We start from the raw sequence: 17,577 nt of genomic DNA, 5'->3' as shown, positions 1-17,577 counted from the left end.
TACACTGATTATAGCGATTTAACGCTAGATTACAAGATTTCCCTCACATTTCACTAGGCAAAATGAACTAGACATAAAGTATCATAAATAGGAGGAAAGAACTATGGGACGGATTGGAAAAAATGTGAACATTTTAGGGCTATTAGTTGTAGTACTCTTCACTTTCATCTTAGGAGCAATAGGACAGCCAGTGAAAGTAGCTGTTGCAGCAGGAACGGGAAATGCGAGCACGTTGAAATCCGCAGACAATAGCAAGTTTGTAACTGCAAATAATACGACCGTTACCGTTTCTGCATCTGCAGTCAGTAATATGGAGATGTTTGATGTTGTGAAGGGGAGCGATGGTTATTATTCCATTAGGAACAAACTAAGCGGCTATTATTTAAGCTACACGGCCCGGAATACCGCCTTGACCGTTAAATACGTAACTTCTCTTACAGACAACGAGAAATTCACAAGAGTAGACACCGGCGGTTATGTTTCTTTCCAAACCAAAAAATCACTAAACGACGAAAAAAGGTATATCTCCGTATCCGACAATAAATTATTTGTAAATACCAGCAATAACTCGGATGACTCAACTTGGTTTACCCTCGGTACAACAACGGTAGATATTATTAAAGTCCTGGAAGTGACCGAATCTGGACAATCCGATCTAAGTTCAATCTTCGGCCCCCTCCTTTCCATTGATACATACAGCATGAAGGAATTTGTCGCTTCCCGCGATTATTTGGATGGTAAATACGATGCGATCTACATCGGAAAAGGAACGACCACAGGTTCTAAGAAGCCTTATAGTACTACCCTCTTAAGTGCCCAGACACAGGGCTCAACAGAACAAAGCAACAATCATAATACCACCAGCATCCAAAATGATATTACTCAATTAAAAGCAGATGAAATTACAAACAATTTTATCAAAAAAGGATTACCCGTTATTCTCTTTAGCAATGGTACAAGCGGCTTTGATAAACAAGAAGCTGATGGTCTTCTTAAAAAGAATTTCGACCAGTATCTGTCATCGAATTCGAATACTACTAATGTTGTCATCGTTGGTACAACAGATATCTCGTCAGCAAACAATTTCTTGAACAAAACAAATCTTCTGCAAACCGGTAATCTTCGTCCACAACTAACCATTACAAGCAGTCCAGATGATTATACGGCTGATCAGACCAAACAATATATTACTGGCAGAACGCTGACTTTTGGTTATTCCATCGGCAATGTTGGTGATATTAGCAAAAAGAACCTGGACGTCAACTTGTATATTGGCACTGATAGTTCGCTTCCTTTCGGAGCTGCACAGTTAGCTGCCTCCAATCAGAAAATCACATCCACTACTGGATCCATTACCTACACTCTGCCTAAAGGTTATTCCGGTGTACAGTATTGGAGGCTCGAAGTAGTTGATTTCAACAGCAAGCTGAAAGATATTAAATCCGGCGTATACCGTTTCCAAGATCAGACGATTAACATCAAAGTACTGCAAGTAATGCCAACAGACAGCAAAGCCAGCAGCTTGAAGACAACAACAAATATGAACGCCTCTTACTTAGTTCCTTCAAGCGGCAATAATAAAGATGCTTATAGAATTACGATAGATGTAACGGATATGAATGATTTCAACAGCACTGGCTATAAAACTTTAAATGGCACTTACGATATGCTTATCTTTGGCTTCGGCGACATCTATAACAATAATGCGCCGATTAACGATAATGCAGCAACGGCTGTTATTCAATTCATTAATACCGGTCAGAGCGTCATGTTCACCCATGATACGATCTATAACAGCAATAACTCGAACAGTCGAAATTGGTTAGATAAATTCCAAGCTATCACAGGTCAAATTTCACCGCGTACAGACCTTGGTCTTGGTGCACCACAATCCTCTACAACAACAGAAAAGGTTAATGACGGACTCCTGACACAGTTCCCGTTCAAGCTTAGTGATACAACTCAAGTTGCCACAACTCACAACCAATACTACACATTGAATCTTGAAGACTCGACTGTAATTCCTTGGTACAACATGTCCGGTGGCAGCAGAACATCCGGTGATAGCTGGAACTCGTACTACACCTATTCCAAAGGGAATGTAACGTATTCCGGTTCCGGCCATACAAACAGTAAATTCCCTGACTGGGAGCAGCAATTGTTCGTCAATACGATGTATCGCGCTTATCTCGGCTCAAACCATGCGCCGCAGTTGACGGTCAACGCCCCAATTGCTTACGATTCGGCTGCAAACAACTTTATTCCATCCTATCAAGATGTTCTTGTGAACTATCAAGTCGATGACTTTGATTTATTAGATCGTAAGCTTAAAACATCGGTTAACTTTATTTATGGCGGAGAGTCTCATAACATAGTGACAGATGAACAAATAGCTGCAGGCGGGACGATAAATAAATTGGTTACTAATCCGCTTCCAAACGGTGGCGATCTGACCGTTGAGATTATTGCCAAGGACGCAAGCGGGGCAGAAGCACGAAAATCAATTCCTGTAAAAATCCAAAAAGTGACATCCAATATCGAGCTAAATCGTACCGTGTCGAGCAATGTGGTTGACGGACGAATCCAAACGAATACAGCAGCCACCTACACGTACACGATCACTCCGAAGCCTATTGCAAAAAGCTCCGGCGTATCCAATATGACGATTACAAGCACGTTTAACGAGAAACTGCCTGCTAATCTCGAGGTAAGCGGTCTGCCGTCCTATTTGAGGGCTTCTGGCACTTCTTCGAGCGGTATAACCGTTTCAGGTACGATTCCAAATATCACATACAGCTTAAGCGGCAATAACTATATCGCTTCTCCAGTAACATTTACACTTAGTGTAACGCCGAAAAAAGACGGACAATATTCGCTGCAAGATGCAAAACTTACCTATAGTGATGTGGGTAATCAGGCTGCACGTACCTTAAGCTTCCCGGTGAGTGTACTAGAAGCTCTAACTCGTATCACAGCGCTTAGCCTGCCGAATACGTCTTTATTAGTTGGTGACACTCGTAAGATGCTTCCAGTGGTTACCCCTGCGGATGCAACCTATAGATCAACCTTCACTTGGACATCCGATAATACGAGTGTTGTTACCGTTGACAGCTCAGGAATCATTACTGGTATTAAAGCAGGTACAGCTATCGTCTCAGCTACAGCAACGGATGGCAGCGGCTTAACAGCAAGAGCCACAATTACAGTAATCAAACCAGGCCTTAACATTCTGGGGCCGGATAAAGTCGCAGCTGGTGAAGAGATTAGCTTAACAGGCAGTTTGTTCACAGTTGATTACGATACGATAAAAAGCTACAGCTGGACTTCAAACTCCAATAATGTAAGTATCGATTCCAGTTCCGCTTCAACCAGCACTGCCATCATTACCGGTAAAAACAAAGGAACGGCAACCGTAACTTTAACCGTTACAACCGAAAAAGGAACCTATACGAAGGACGTCACCTTAACGATCTACAAAAAGGTAGAATCCATTAATCTGACCGGCACAACCCTAGTTATTGGTGAAACTTACCGAATCACTGCAGTTGTGAACCCTTCGGATGCCTCCAATACAGCGGTAAGCTGGCTTCCTAGCAGCAATCCCAATTATTTTACCGTTACGGACTTAGGGAATAATACGGCATTGATCAAGGCTGTTGGCGTTGGCAATGCGACAGTCACGGCTAGAGCAACCGATGGCAGCGACGTTACCGGAAGCACAATCATCTCTGTCATTGAACCAAAGCCAACCTTATCTGGCCCATCTTCAGTTGATTTGGGTAAGAGCATTACTTTTACAGCTGAAATGACATCTGGAAGCAATGATCCCACTGATTCGTATACTTGGACAGTGGACGCAGCCGGGAAGGATAATGTAACAGGCACATCCTCAGGTTCTTCCTACAGCCTTACAGGAATCAAAGCCGGAGAGGCAAAAGTAACGGTTACAGTCAAAACAAATAGTGGACGAACATATACCTCAGATCCAAAGAACGTTACGGTTAATAAGGTAACGTTAAAACTGAAATCAAGCTATCGAATCAAAGTAAGTGAACAATTGGATTTATTCAGCCTTCTTGCTTCTAGTCCAAAAGCCGGCAAAACAAATATTAAAGATAGTTTGACCTGGACTAGCAGTGACTCCACTATTGTGAGGGTCGACGCAACAACCGGTAAAATCACAGCCGTTAAGCCAGGAACAGCGACCATCACAGTGACCTATCGTTACGACTCCACTGTGAAAGCAACAACAACCGTTACGGTAGAGAAGCCAACAACTTCGAGTACGACAGGCTCCAAATACTAATAAATTAAGAAACAAAAGCCCCGGTAGAACGCTTAAGCGTTCTACCGGGGCTTTTGTTTCTTAATGAATTTATGGCGATGACGTTACCAGCCGTTTTTTATGAACCTCTACACTTAATTGTTTGACACGAGGCAAGCCTTCATACTGGTCCTTGAACAGGTTCTGATTGTAATTAATAATAAACCTGGAGTTATCCTTGCTTAGACTCGCTTGCGGCTCTGAGTCAAATCGAATATCGGTTGCCCCGGTGTCCTCATAAGCATTACCCAGCACTGCATTTATTGTGAGATCACCCTTGGAGAAAAACCCTCCGTTAATCCATAGTAATGAGCCTACTCCATACAGTTCTGCATCAGCATCTGTATAGAAAAAGGCGTCCAGCATTTTCGGATTGTTAGCTTCACTATCTCCCGGCTGGTAAGCACCATTACTATTATTAAATTTATCTACTTTGTTAAGCAGTACCTTCCCCTTTGAGATCAAGATAAGCTGCTGATGGCTGCTTCCTTCCACAATTCCTTTAATTTCGGCGTCCTCTACCGTGGTCTGGCCTAAGCTGAAGATTGTGGAGTCTACAAGTACTTTTCCGCTAATATAAACATTCCCGGTTACAAGCATATTTGCCTTGACCTTCAATACCTCTGCTGGGTTAGCATTGTTAATATTTAAATCTCCATTTACAATAAACCACTTGTCATCGTTCTTTGCTAGGTCAGTGTACTCAAGCCGCTTTATCGCAATGCCGTCCAAAGTCAAACTTCCATTATAAAGAGCAGTACTCGACAAGGAATAGAAATGAGTGAAATAGGTGTTATAAGTCGCCATGTCTTCCTCATACTTCAGATTCGCAGCTTCATCATCCAAATCGGTTGGAAGAGCTGGTTCCTCAGGCGGCGCCCCTATAACCTCTAGCGCAGCGCTTGACTTCAGCACATTAATAAAATTATCGAACCGGTTAGGCTGGCCTTGATTGGACATGGCATAATCGATAGCACTCTTTATATCAACTCGGTTTCTGCCTGAAGCCGCAGTAGCCTTATCAATAAAGGTTTCCGCAACATTAATGGATACGAATTTCTGCTCATCCTTTAGTTGAACTTGGTTGTTCTCGACACCCAGTATATCCATTAAAGTTTTCCCGGCTTCAGCAAACGAACGATATTGGCGAAGATTACGATCATATACCCGGACTGCATCCATAGACTGCACATACACACTTCCGTCTATAGAAGGATATTTTGTTTCTTTGCTTTTGGTTGGATCATTGTTATACGTATATTTCGCATAGTTATCGATCTTTAATTCTTTGCCTGCATATATATTGCCAAGTGCGTAGAAAGCACCGTTTATCGTAACATTATTCTCAGATCCAAAAGCATAATTCAGAAAATCCGGATAAGCCTCAATCAGCACCTCTTGCTCTAATCTTCTTATAACATGATTAACCTCAGCTTCAGCAATCAGATTAACGGAATACCCGTTCTGAGCGTCATTGCCGATCTTCAAGGCTGTTACGGAAATAATTTTGCCACTAGCATGTAGCTCCACAGGATATTCTGTATTGGTGTTAACCTCTTTTAGAAAATCAACATTATCCATCAAGCTCTCAAGCTCGGTAATGGTCAAATCCTCTCGCCCGTCATAATTCGTCACGAGATAAGAGGCAGCTTCATTCAAAGTCTTCTCTGCCAAATGCAGGCTTTGAACATCCGCTTCCCTTGTCTCAGCGCGGGTAGCACCACCTATGGTCGAGCTGACTACGGCCGTTCCGAGTATGGTGAGCAGCAGAATCATAAACAACACCATAATTAGCGCATAGCCGCGTTCATCTTTCACCATGCAACCTTCCTCCTAAAACCCGAATTTACTTTCCAGAGTAAGCTGCTGATTTTGCCTGTTGTGATCTTGCTCCAATACAAGCTTTATCGTGATCAGACCGCTGCTGCACTTCTCGGCCGTTGTGCTGCACTTCAGACTAATGCTGGATCCAGCGTTCGACTGCACTCCTGTTTCTCCTTCAATAAGGACATCCGATTGTGTATCAACAGTCCGGGTACCAATGTGAAGTTTATGGTCACGCATATAAATAAGCTTCTCTTCCGTTGCCGTCTTTAACTTGATGCCGTTGCCATCTGCACTAATGAAATCCGGCGCATAAGAATAGAGCTCAGTGATTACCGATGACATAAGCAAATCGGCATCATCCCGCAAGGAGTTCTCCGTCTCAATCTTGCCATATGTATTTATTCCGTAGAGGATCACCGTAAATATCAATCCTCCAACGAGCGATAACAGAGACAATGCCGATATAAGCTCAATTAAGGTAAATCCCCGTTCTCCGCGTCTTTTATTAACGGACCCTTTCACTGGCGATGTATCCCTCCACTTCAGCTGTATTCCGGGCACCGGATTTGCCATCCGCTCTCACCACCTTCACTACAACAGGCAGCAGTTCCTTGGCCATCTTGTCTCTCTCGGGCTCATTCAGATTAACGAGATCATCACTGTCATTCAACATCGCTTCATGCATCGATCTCTGATAGATAATTGAAACCTTATACTGCACGCCATTAATACTAGGATTCAGCACCTGCTGGAGCACATTAAAGCTCGACCGGTCTACCAGCTGACTAACCGAAGGACTGCAGGTTTCACCACAAGTAATTTCCGTATTTGCAGCATCTGAAAAATAGGCATCAATCGGTGCAAAAGGCTGCTTTTCCATGTAAAATAACGCATTTCTCGCCAAATTAACCATAACCGTCTTACTTTGGTTACCTTTCGCATAAGTAAGTGCATTCGTGAAAAAGGAGGTTAACGCCAAGCTGACGACGGATAAAATAACAAGCGCAGCCAATACCTCCACCAAGGTTAAACCGGATTCCTTAGTGCCATTTCGAATCCATTTCATATCAGCACCTACGTTCTATTAAAATAACAGTAAAACTAATTCCATCTTACTATAAATTAGCTATTTTTTCCACGAAACATGATACTATTTTCATAGTTTAATAGATATTGATAAGTCTTATGAACTACTCTAATTGACACAAAAAAAGCGGTGAAGGAATACCTCCCTCACCGCTTTTCCACTCCATTTACTTCACAATCGCAATCGCAAGACCATCATACCCCGGGAGCACTGTGCTCATCAGGCGCTCATCGCTCGCAATCTGCTCATTAAAGCTGCGAACCGCTTTAACCGACGGTCCTTCCTTCGCCGGGTCAGTCGTACGGCCACGCAGCAGGATATTATCGCCGATAATAATCGCTCCTGGATTGGAGAGTGCAATTGCATGCTCCAGATAAACCGGATAACCTTCTTTGTCGGCATCTATAAAGAAGAAGTCAAATTTTCTCCCTTCTTCTTTCAGCGTCACTAGGCTTTCACGTGCATCGCCAACCATATATTCAACGGAGTCGCCAAAGCCCGCTTCTGTCATATGCGTCTTCGCAACCTCCGCATACTCAGGCTTCAATTCTAATGAAGTAAGAAGACCACCGCTTGCCAGCCCTCGTGCGATACAAATCCCGCTGTAGCCGCCAAGCGCACCGATTTCCAGCGCGGTCTTTGCCCCTGACATTGTTGCCAGCATTGTAAGCAATCTGCCGTACCCGTCTGCTATTGAGATATCAGGCATGCCGCGGTCGGCAATTCCTTTTTTTGTATGGACCAGCTGCTTATCCTCGCCATACAGTCCGTCTACATATTGCTCATCTGTCAATGTTCTCGCAACCTCTCTATTTTTACAATTTGTAAAAGCTACCCTGTTTGTCCTATACTTGATTGTATGATTTTGACCGTGTGGATACAACTCAAGTTTTCACAGGTAAGGGGAGAATAGAAATAATGACGACAATTAATCTGATCGCAACCGCGCCGATGGGGCTGGAGGCGGTTGTTGCTCGCGAGCTGAAAAATCTCGGCTATACAGACCTCCAGGTGGAGAACGGACGCGTCCGTTTCACCGGGCAGCCGATTGATATTTGCCGCACGAACCTGTGGCTTCGCTCTGCAGGACGCATCCTTGTAAATATGGGCGAGTTCCCAGCGACTACCTTTGAAGAACTCTTCCAAGGAACAAAAGCGCTTGATTGGCCGGAATGGATTCCGGAGGATGGTGAGTTCCCTGTAAACGGACGCTCCCAGAAGTCCCAGCTGACAAGTGTTCCTGCCTGCCAAAGTGTCGTGAAGAAAGCCGTAGTTGAGAAAATGAAGGAACGCTACGGTACTGAGTGGTTCCATGAAGACGGCGGCGTCTATGTCATCGAAGTTACGCTAATGAATGACATGGCCATGGTCACGCTGGATACGACAGGGATTGGCCTGCATCAGCGGGGATACCGTAAAGTATCGACAGAAGCACCAATCCGTGAGACAATGGCTGCCGCGCTTGTTGATCTCAGCCGCTGGACTCCTGAGCGGCCACTGTATGATCCGTTCGTCGGCTCAGGCACTATTCTAATAGAAGCTGCAATGATGGCTTGGAACATTGCCCCAGGGCTTCGCCGTTCGTTTAACGCAGAAGGCTGGCCGCTAGTTCCTCATGAGCTGTGGGATGAGGCACGCGAGGAAGCCTTTGATGCAGTGAAGGACGATATTCCATTGCAAATTGCCGGTTCCGATATTGATCCACACGCGATTGAGATCGCTGAAGCTGCCGTGAAGAAAGCAGGCTTCGCCAAAGATATTAAACTGAAAGTACAGCCTGTTGCTAAGATGAAGCCAGAAGGCGACTATGGCGTCATCATCACAAACCCGCCATACGGCGAACGGCTTGGCGATGATAAGGATGCGGAAATGGCGATGATGCAATTCGGCCGATCTGCACTGTATTTGCCAACGTGGTCATTCTTCTCGATTACTCCATCGAAGAGCATGGAGCATTATTTTGGCAAGCCAGCGGATAAAAAAAGGAAGTTGTTCAACGGACGCATCGAATGTACCTACTATCAGTTCTTTGGTCCATTGCCTCCACGGAAATAACGGAAAGGATTTTTACTATATATGTTAAGCTATACCGAACATAACGCCGCACGCCGTCTTGTGCGTTCAACGCTTGAATGGTTGAATCGCTTGAAGGGCGTCGACGTTTCACTCTTTTTTGTTGTTATGTTGTTAAAGCAGCTCTGGTTCAACCGATTAGTTCATGTCCCGAATATGGATATGGATGGCTACGACACTGTCGTAGCCATTGGTACGCTGGCTCTAGTCACGTTCTGGACGTTCTGGCTGCCTGCTCGAGGCCGAATTATTGCCTTAATCGTACTGGATATCTTGCTATCGTTCATCATGTATGCGGATTTGATCTACTACCGGTATTTCCAGGACTTCATCTCGGTACCTGTACTTCTTCAGGCGAATCAGGTGGATTCGCTTGGTGAAAGCATTGGTACGCTGATCCATGCGAAAGATTTTCTGCTTGCCATTGACTGGCTGCTTATTATTCCGTTTGCAGTCTATGTGATTTTCAAAGGCCGGTCTGATCTTCGCCGGGATACGCAAGAATTCGGATACTCCTCCAAGCGCCCTCCGATCTGGCGAAAAATCGTCATTCGAGTAACGGTAAGTGCGGCGATCTTCGCAATCGGGATGACGATGTCCATCGGCAACGTTAATGAAGCCAAAAAGACATGGGCACTTGGCCTCTTTGATGGCAACTGGTGGAATGTATCGCTCTATAACGTAACTGGGATTGTAGGCTTCCACGGCTATGATGTTTACCGGTACGCGAAGCTGCACTGGGTTGACTCCGAGCAGGCTTCAGCTGAGGAAACAGCAGAAGCACTTGTCTGGACACAAGCTCGCGGCGACAACCGTCAATCGCTTGAATCCGACCCTACATTTGGGGAATACAAAGGCAGCAATGTTATTATGGTGCAAATGGAAGCTTTCCAAAACTTCATGATCGGCAAATCGATTGGTGGTCAGGAAATCACACCAAATCTGAATAAGCTGGTGAAGGAAAGTGCTTATTTCAGCCAGTTTTATCATCAGACGGCTCAAGGCCGAACCTCGGATGCGGACTTCCTGAGCAACTGCTCTTTGCAGCCGATGATGAGTGGTTCCGTATTTATTCAATACGCGAACCATCAGTACAACTGTATGCCAGACACGCTTAAAAATAACGGCTACACGACTGCTGCATTCCATGCGTATGAGGGCGGCTTCTGGAACCGGAATACGATGTATGCGAATATAGGCTACGACACGTTCTATAGTAAAAAGAACTACCAAATCGACGAGCCTATCGGCTGGTCGCTTGGAGACACTTCGTTCTTCCGGCAATCTACTGATATTATCGCTCAGCAGCAGCAGCCGTTCTACTCGTTCCTTATTACGCTGTCGAGCCATTACCCATTCACGATGCCGGATTCTGAGAAGAAGCTTAATGTTGGTGAGCTGGATGGCACCCTTATGGGTGATTATTTGCAGGCTATCCATTATGTCGATGCTTCGCTTGGAACCTTCATTGACCGTTTGAAGGCAGAAGGACTATGGGACAATACGATTGTCGCTATGTACGGCGATCACGACAATTCCATCCGGGACTGGAGCTTGTTCGAGAAATTCCTTGGGCAGCCGCTTAGCGATCTGCAACGAGAAATGATCTTGAAGCAAGTACCGTTTATCGTCCATCTGCCAGATGGCAAATATGCCGGCACGCATACAAATGTAGGCGGCCAGCTGGATGTAACGCCAACGATTCTGCACTTGCTTGGCATCTCCACGGCTGACATGACCTTACTTGGTCAGCCGCTTATTACGAGCCAGCCGCAAAGCAAGCTGGTCGTTCAACGTAACGGCGCATTCACCGACGGCACCGTCTACTATATGCCTTCCGGCGATGCGGTCGCAGGCAACGGCAAGTGCTGGAACATCGCAGCGAATGCGCTGGGCGATGTAGGGAAATGCCTCGGTGCGGTCGAAGACGCACGCACCGAGTTGTCGATGTCTGATCAAATCGTGCAGCACGATTTGATTGCATCCTTCCGCGCAGCCGCTGTAGAGGCAAGCGCGGACGGCGGCGAAGCAACCGCCGCCAATACCAACGGCGCGGGCAAGTAGCGCAGCACCTAATCATAAAAGGGCTGTCTTATCGGTTATACAAACCGATAGGACAGCCCTTTTATATACCTTCTCCACACCATCGCCAGACTGGATTACATACAACATCATTTTACATATCCGCCTAGCCTCTTGGTCTACACTGGATTTCGTCCCGCATATTCCGCTCGTTTTGGCGTTTACAGCCACGATTGGGGGATTTTGCTGGACGAAATCCAACGTAGAAGTAGTCTCTTCTCCTTAACCTCTGTTGGTTGAATGGAATCCAACCAAGTACTTCTATGGGGAATCAGGTTGATTATATCGTTCGTCTTGCTTGGTTTCACCCTATTTCCGCGGATGTGCCTTCAGCCAAGCAAGCACCTCGTCGATTGTCGTTACTGGCACGATGTTCAGATCTGGTGCACCAGATCGTGCTTCAGCAAGTCCCTCCGCCGGTACGAAGAACACATCGGCATCCGTACGGCTGACCGCATATGCCTTCTGTGGAATGCCGCCAACCATGCCAATGGAGCCATCCGGCTCGATTGTACCGGTGCCAGCCACCCGTACGCCGTTCGTCACCCCGCCTGGGGTCAATTGATCAATGAGTGCCAGTGTAAGCATAGCCCCATGAGATGGGCCGCCTATATGCGCGATATAGTGTCGGTACTCAATCTCGCGGGGAATATCCGCATGCCAATCATTCTCTACCCCAATGCCAAAGACTGCACGCTTTGGAAGGTCCTCTACCGCCTCTGCTTCACCGGTTGGCGATTCAACCGTTAATGTATCTGTTCCCCGGCGTAATGTTACTTTCACTTCATCACCAGGAGTGACATGATTAATCATATAAGTCGTCATCTCATCGATGCTGTTAACTTGCTGCCCATTAAGCGCCACAATGACATCTCCAGCCTTAATAAATGACTTTGCTGGAGCATCTTCGGCAACACCAAGCACTCTGGCTCCTGTCAGCTCGATTCCTTTCCCAAGGCCAGCCTTCCCCATCGCAATGGCACCTGCTACATCGTTTGCCCCTTGCTTCATCTGAACGACTTCGGTATACGAATCTGTTAAAGGTGGCTCATCCTTACTCCGCCGTTCGAAGGTATACATTGGCAGCAGCTTGCTATATATCCAATCGGCCGGCACTGCAATACGTTCAAACACCAGAACGCCGCTAATGCTCCCCTCAGGCTTCCCGCCATCTACATGGGCATATCGATTCATCGCCATCGTAAGACCGGGATACGTGACATTATATGAGGTTGGAAAGGCAAACAATAAGAAAAGAAGTACCGTTCCAATCAACCAAGCCAAGCTTCGCCATGGCCATCTGAGCCTGCTCCCCTTGTTGGCAACCCTTCTGTATATGGCGTCACTCCATATTAGATCAACGAACACTATGATCAGTCCGATTCCGAGTACCACAAGCTCGATAATCAAATCATCCGGTTTTACCAGTACAAACACAAAGCCTAAGATACTTACTACAACAAGGATACACCGAACGGTGAACAGCATCCATCTTCTGCTTCCACTGCGAGAGCTCCACAGCCTACGTACACCAAGCGCTGCGCCAATCCCCCATAATAGCGGAATAATCGCCAGACCATACAGAAGCTCGTCGATCATATCCATCCACAGACGGCCAGAAGATAATCGAAGTGGTGCAGGCAGCCAGATCAGCTCCGCAACAAGAATATACAAGATCACACAGGCAATCCCTGCAAAATAATAACGAGCATGGCGAAGCATCGGGTACACCAACTTCCTAAGGAATAATATTCAAAAAAAGACTCAACATCTCTGTTGAGTCTTTCCATTCTAATCGTATCTATTCCTGCTATTAGTGTTCACCGTTGTTGCCTTTAGAAGGGTTTGTTACAGCAAAGCCTTCTTCTGGTGTATAGAAGTAGTCGATGCGAACGCCGTCGAGGAAATCATTATCCTTTTCCAAGATAACGTCGATCTCTTTGTCCGTCGAAACAACAATGTCCTTCTCATTAGGATCGTCAATCGCTAGTCCATAATGAGCATGGTCACCATGTGAATGTGTTACGTATACACGAAGCTTTTTGCCTTCATGTTCAGGCTTGTCCAGCTCTAATTTTAATACTTTAGCGGCACTGCGCGTGATTTTGATATTCATGATTTACACTCCTTTTTAATGGTCGGCCGATGGGTAACATTACCTACAGTCTATTATACTTCTTCTCCATTCTGCGGGCAAACCATTCTGCGAGCAGCATCGTCACTGCAATATCATCAATCGGGAGAAAAGGAAGCGCATCGGGAAGCACCCAATACAAGATAACCGGCACAAGAAAAAGCAGTTTGTCGATTATGGCGACATCTCTTGCGATTAACAGCTTGTATATTCGGACAAAAGTATTTCTCCAATGCCGAAGCGATAACCATTTGCGCATGAGGCACACCACCTTCATTACTTTTGCCGACAATTATAGCATAGGTGTGCCCCAGAAGCATCTTTCTCTATTTAACGGTGAAGCACCAGAAACTCTTTTAACAAAGGCCCAACCTTCGCATAGATCTCCTCGAACTTCTCGACAGGCAGCGGATTCGCACCAAATCCCGCTTCAACGGTAAAGCCTGGCCGCCGGAAACGTTGAATAAACCAATCTTTATAACCTGCATCACTGCCTGTCAGCTTAACCGGCTTATAGCCGCTCGCCTCGCCAAGTCTGTCCGCAAGCACCTCTGCTTGCTCGGGTTCGTATTCACGGTAGTTCCAATATATCTCCTCACCTTGAGTATGTAGAGCGAGAACAGACTCGAATGGAATAGTCTGAGTTAGACGAGCAAGCGCCTGTGCTTCAGGTTCACTTAATGGGAATGGACCGGGAAAATCTCGGGGGCCGGGACCTTCCATCCCTCTGCGCAGCCGCTCTTCCTCCCAATGGGCAGGGAACTGATCATTCAGATCAACCCCTCGTATATTCGCTTTCCATTGATCAAACTGCTCGGAGCCTTTATTCCATTGTAATAGCTGCTGCCGATATGGATGACCAGGTTCAATCCCTTCAAGCGCAAGCTGGACACCATCCGGATTAACCATCGGAACAATCCATACCTCCGTCTCACGATATAACCGGCATGCCTGTTCTCCGAACAGCTGACCATCCTGGCTGCATGCTTCCGCCCATTCTTCAACAAACCGCATGAGTAAGGGAGTCGTAATCCATTCATTCGCATGGAAGGATGCGTTCATATGAATACGCCTTGAACCTTCACCACATTTCAAGGCTACAATTGGTCTGCCAAGCACACTATGTCCTATGACATAGCCACGAAGGAAAGGAAAAGCCCGCATCAGCCTGTCACATTCCCCGACCAATTCCGAATAACCATATTGCCCGCTCGATAAGTCTACCATCCCCATTTCCCCCTTAAGTTACCGGACATATGCTGCAATCTTTATCATGCTATTCATGGGTTCCGCAGCACATTCCAAACGAGAGCCTCACAAGGCATGTAAAATAATAAAAGCTGCCCTTCGCCTTAATTAGGCGAATTAGGACAGCTTTTATACAAAAGACTTAACCGATCTGCGGCACCTGCCACACAACTGGCGTCATCTCAATTTGTTCCCCAAGCCATTGCTGGGTAATTGACTTGAATATAAGGGGATCGCCACTGCAGGAGAACTGGTGAACCGGCAGCTCATCAACGCGGGCAAGCTTCCCTTTATCGTGTAAGATAGTACTTACCTCACGGGCAGTTTCATCTGCGGAACTAATCAGATTAATATTAGGGCCAATGACTTCCTGGATCACATCGGCAAGGAACGGGTAATGTGTACAGCCTAATATAAGGCTATCCATCGGATATTGGCGAAGATGACCGATTGAAAGTCGGATCGTTTCATACGTTTCGAAGGATCGGAAGTTCCCTCTCTCAACGAGTGGAACGAATAACGGGCATGCCTCGCTGATCACATGTATATGCGGAGAGATCTCCCGCAAGGCGTTCTCATAAGCACCGCTGTTAATCGTACCTTCCGTACCTATCACACCAATACAGCCGGTAAGAGTCCGGCCAATTGCTGCTCTAGCCCCCGGTTTAATCACGCCTACAACCGGAATATTTACTCTTGCACGGATATCTTCCAAAGCAAAAGCGGTAGCGGTATTACAAGCTATAACAATCATTTTTGGACGGAATTGAGTGAGATAATCTACAATTTCACGCGTAAATTTAGTTACTTCCTCCGGATCCCGAGGACCGTAAGGAGCTCTGGCGGTATCGCCAAAATAAACGATTCTTTCACGCGGCAGCTGGCGCATGACCTCTCTGGCGACGGTTAAGCCGCCTACGCCTGAGTCTAGTATCGCAATCGGTTGCTGCACAAACACACCGCTTTCTTAAACATTTGTTGTAAAGGATGACCATGAAGCTTCAATACTATATGAGATTTGGCACAAAAACGTACCTACATCTTATATCAATATTGGACAAGGTTCAAGGAAATCGAAAGTGGTGAAAGAATTATGCAGCAACAGGCGTCGATACGTTTGTAAGCTTTTTAATTAATGGTTTGCAGTTGTTTTTCTTCCACAACTTCCGCTGCATTTTCGAAAGCTTCTTCTACTTCATCTTTCACTTCTTCAATAGCGTCTGCTGCTTCAATCCGGCGCTGCTTCACACTTTCTACTGCGGCTTCTGCTGCTGCTTTGGCTGTATCAGCAAGTTCAGTTGCTTGGCTGCCAATTTGTTTGGCAAATCGTACAGTCGTCTCTGACACTTGACCTGCTGCTCTAACGGTCTGCTCCTGAACTTTTCTTGCACCTTCCGAAATATCCTGGCGCAATTCTTTGCCCGCTTTAGGTGCTAACAATAATGCTGTTACAGAACCAATAATACCTCCTGCCAAAGCTCCAAAAAGAAATCCTCTTGTTTGTTTACCAGTTGCCATGTTAATTGCTCCCTTCAATATGGTGAACTATTCGCCCTGCCCGTTGCCTGGCTGGTCATAACGTTTACGGTTAGTCTGCCATTGCTGCCAGAAGCTCATACCAAGCTCCATCCATTCCAGCATGGTGCTTGCTTGACGCTCTGCGGCAGCACTTTCAGCATGCTTTACCGCTGATTGCGAAAGGACGCCCGATACACGATTGATCGCCTTGGTTGTATGCCCAATCGTATCCCCGATCTGACCAACTGCTTCGAAAAGCCTGCCTGCCTGCTGCAGCTGATTATGAGCGGTCTGGACTGTTTGCCCGGCGGTATCTGCAAATGCTGCCACCTTGCTTGATACTTGTCGTATATCTGCCTGCGTCTCTTCCATCGACACCTGCAGCTTTGCCAGCCTGCCGAGTGCCGTGTACACGCCTAGCAGCAAACCAACAGCAAGAGCTACAAAAGCTATCGCAGCGATAAGCGCACTCCATTCCATAACCGTCATGACCATTCCCTCCTTTAGCCCCGAGCGGGCGAATGCCCATTTCGTATTGCCATTATAAGCAGCATGGGCTTGTCTTGACACAAGAGCGCACAACAAAAAAAGCTAATGGTTAGCAATCAACCATTAGCTTCCGTTTTCTATTCCGATCATATAGCTGCATCTTCCCCCGCCCTTGGCGAGGCATTCCGTCCGTTCAACCTTCGTTTGAAGCAAGGATTCGAATAAAGACAGCTCGCAGCTGCACGCTTGCTCATATTTGCCTGCCACTTGTGCAATCGGGCAGTTATATTCATGTAGAATGTATTGACCATTCGCCTTATCTTCTGCTTTCGCCATGTAGCCGCCGGCATTTTGAATCAATTCCAGCTCCGCTACTTTCTGCTCCAGGCTTTTGCCGGTCATCCTTGGCTCATACCGATCGAGCAGCTTCTTTTGACGACCTTCGAACATGCGGGTAATTAGTCCTGCCGTCTCCGGATCTTCAGCCAGCTCTTCCAGTAAATCAAGCGCAAGCAAATTATAGTTTTTCGGAAAACGATCATCCGCTTGCATCGTCAACTCGTAAGTATGAATAGGCCGGCCCATGGCCTGTTTAACAGAAATGACACTGATGCTTCCTTCCCGCTCCAGTGCATACATATGCCTTCTTACAGCCATCTCAGTCAAACCAAGCTCGCTGGACAGCTGTCCTGCGCTTAATCTGCCATTTGTCTTAAGCAATAACAATATTCGGCCCCGTGTGGTACCTTCAACGCTGCGGGATTCCGTTTCTAAATTAAGCATCAACCCATAACC

15 protein-coding genes are annotated in these 17,577 nt (G+C 46.2%); 3 read left to right on the top strand and 12 right to left on the bottom strand.

Going from position 1 to position 17,577, the window contains the following annotated elements:
* The first annotated feature begins 103 nt into the window (after nt 1-103).
* On the top strand, nt 104-4,306 hold the full coding sequence (locus AC0YNT_RS04155; RefSeq protein ID WP_475803487.1) for an Ig-like domain-containing protein: 4,203 nt from the start codon (nt 104-106) through the stop codon (nt 4,304-4,306).
* Nucleotides 4,307-4,375: 69 nt separating this feature from the next.
* Here the strand turns inward: AC0YNT_RS04155 and AC0YNT_RS04150 are convergent, their stop codons facing one another.
* The 4 genes from AC0YNT_RS04150 to AC0YNT_RS04135 form a co-directional block, all read right to left on the bottom strand.
* A complete protein-coding gene (locus AC0YNT_RS04150) occupies nt 4,376-6,145 on the bottom strand; it encodes a hypothetical protein (protein ID WP_475803486.1) in 1,770 nt (589 codons plus the stop codon).
* A 12-nt stretch (nt 6,146-6,157) separates the two neighbouring features.
* Nucleotides 6,158-6,724 (bottom strand): prepilin-type N-terminal cleavage/methylation domain-containing protein, encoded by a 567-nt coding sequence (locus tag AC0YNT_RS04145; protein ID WP_475803485.1) that lies wholly within the window; start codon nt 6,722-6,724, stop codon nt 6,158-6,160.
* Nucleotides 6,657-7,217 (bottom strand): type IV pilus modification PilV family protein, encoded by a 561-nt coding sequence (locus AC0YNT_RS04140; RefSeq protein ID WP_475803484.1) that lies wholly within the window; start codon nt 7,215-7,217, stop codon nt 6,657-6,659. Before AC0YNT_RS04140 ends, AC0YNT_RS04145 begins: the two co-directional genes overlap by 68 nt.
* A gap of 187 nt (nt 7,218-7,404) precedes the next feature.
* Nucleotides 7,405-8,031, bottom strand: coding sequence for an O-methyltransferase (locus tag AC0YNT_RS04135; protein WP_475803483.1), 627 nt, complete (start codon nt 8,029-8,031; stop codon nt 7,405-7,407).
* A gap of 125 nt (nt 8,032-8,156) precedes the next feature.
* Here AC0YNT_RS04135 and AC0YNT_RS04130 point away from each other — a divergent pair, with 125 nt between their 5' ends.
* Together AC0YNT_RS04130 and AC0YNT_RS04125 are read left to right on the top strand one after the other, a co-directional pair.
* The gene (locus AC0YNT_RS04130; protein ID WP_475803482.1) at nt 8,157-9,293 is read left to right on the top strand and encodes a THUMP domain-containing class I SAM-dependent RNA methyltransferase; all 1,137 of its coding nucleotides are present in this window, start codon (nt 8,157-8,159) and stop codon (nt 9,291-9,293) included.
* Between the two features lie 21 nt (nt 9,294-9,314).
* The gene (locus AC0YNT_RS04125; RefSeq protein WP_475803481.1) at nt 9,315-11,375 is read left to right on the top strand and encodes an LTA synthase family protein; all 2,061 of its coding nucleotides are present in this window, start codon (nt 9,315-9,317) and stop codon (nt 11,373-11,375) included.
* A gap of 327 nt (nt 11,376-11,702) precedes the next feature.
* Here AC0YNT_RS04125 and AC0YNT_RS04120 read toward each other — a convergent pair whose 3' ends face one another.
* The 8 genes from AC0YNT_RS04120 to AC0YNT_RS04085 form a co-directional block, all read right to left on the bottom strand.
* On the bottom strand, nt 11,703-13,115 hold the full coding sequence (locus AC0YNT_RS04120) for a PDZ domain-containing protein (protein WP_475803480.1): 1,413 nt from the start codon (nt 13,113-13,115) through the stop codon (nt 11,703-11,705).
* A 91-nt stretch (nt 13,116-13,206) separates the two neighbouring features.
* Nucleotides 13,207-13,509, bottom strand: a complete 303-nt coding sequence (locus AC0YNT_RS04115; RefSeq protein ID WP_167280007.1) for an iron-sulfur cluster assembly accessory protein — start codon at nt 13,507-13,509, stop codon at nt 13,207-13,209.
* Nucleotides 13,510-13,552: 43 nt separating this feature from the next.
* A complete protein-coding gene (locus AC0YNT_RS04110; protein ID WP_167280006.1) occupies nt 13,553-13,786 on the bottom strand; it encodes a hypothetical protein in 234 nt (77 codons plus the stop codon).
* A 71-nt stretch (nt 13,787-13,857) separates the two neighbouring features.
* Entirely contained in the window at nt 13,858-14,754 is an 897-nt protein-coding gene (locus tag AC0YNT_RS04105) for a M14 family metallopeptidase (protein WP_475803479.1), read from the bottom strand.
* 163 nt (nt 14,755-14,917) lie between these two features.
* Nucleotides 14,918-15,727: a glutamate racemase gene (gene racE / locus AC0YNT_RS04100; protein WP_475803478.1), complete on the bottom strand. Its 810-nt coding sequence runs from the start codon at nt 15,725-15,727 to the stop codon at nt 14,918-14,920.
* Nucleotides 15,728-15,903: 176 nt separating this feature from the next.
* Nucleotides 15,904-16,293, bottom strand: coding sequence for a YtxH domain-containing protein (locus tag AC0YNT_RS04095; RefSeq protein ID WP_475803477.1), 390 nt, complete (start codon nt 16,291-16,293; stop codon nt 15,904-15,906).
* Nucleotides 16,294-16,320: 27 nt separating this feature from the next.
* Nucleotides 16,321-16,782 (bottom strand): hypothetical protein, encoded by a 462-nt coding sequence (locus tag AC0YNT_RS04090; RefSeq protein ID WP_475803476.1) that lies wholly within the window; start codon nt 16,780-16,782, stop codon nt 16,321-16,323.
* 123 nt (nt 16,783-16,905) lie between these two features.
* Nucleotides 16,906-17,565 carry a helix-turn-helix transcriptional regulator gene (locus AC0YNT_RS04085; RefSeq protein ID WP_475803475.1) on the bottom strand — a complete coding sequence of 220 codons (660 nt, stop codon included), beginning with the start codon at nt 17,563-17,565 and terminating at the stop codon, nt 16,906-16,908.
* Between the last annotated feature and the right edge of the window lie 12 nt (nt 17,566-17,577).

Source organism: Paenibacillus sp. J22R56 (assembly GCF_056269375.1).
This window is presented reverse-complemented; position numbering and strand designations above follow the sequence as displayed.